General features: G+C 60.8%; 1 protein-coding gene. It reads left to right on the top strand.

The features are described from left to right. Positions 1 to 379: 379 nt before the first annotated feature. Positions 380 to 656 (top strand): cupin domain-containing protein (locus tag ACZXDY_RS46235; protein WP_464350062.1); only part of this gene is annotated, 277 nt, incomplete at its 3' end.

The following is a 656-nucleotide window of genomic DNA, read 5'->3' as shown; positions in this document are numbered from 1 at the left end:
TCGGTTTCTCGGGTCCTTTGGGCTGACAGAAAAGTGCGGGGTCCGCGCGATCGTGCGCTTCAAGTATATTTTCAATCCATCATATCGCGCTACCATTTCGCACACAAAGGCGGTGCGCGATGTGGCCCAATGCCGTCGTCCGACATGTCGAAAGTCCGACTTCCGTCGGACTGTGAGCGGTTCCGGTTTTTGCGCAAACCGGACATTCGGCCGGACCCCACAAGGGCCTCGAGTGCACGCGAGTCCGATGCGGAAGGCGAACGGCCATCATAACGCGCGGTTATTGACTTCATCGCGTGGTGTCATTTCCCATTCGCCGCGCGGAATTCCATGCTTACGCGGTACCGGGCTCATCCGGCGCACAATCAGGAGGCTACAAATGTCAGTCCAGAAGCCGGTTCTAACGCCGCCCCACGGTGGCGAGAAGGTGACCACGAGCGGAGGCTCGAGCATCGAGATTAAAGTGGAGAGCAGCCAGTCCGGAGGCGATTATGGCGCTGTCCTGTGGACGGTGCGATCTGGGGAGGAGCCTCCGATGCACACTCACTCGCGCGAGGACGAGCTAGTCTACGTGGTTGAGGGGCAGCTAATCGCGCGGGTCGGCGATTCCCGCGTTGAGGTGGGGGCAGGCTCGTACGCGGCTCTTCCCCGTGGTG

The organism is Bradyrhizobium sp. LeoB3, assembly GCF_055456055.1.
The sequence above is the reverse complement of the archived record's forward strand: the minus strand, read 5'-3'. Positions and strand labels throughout refer to the sequence as shown.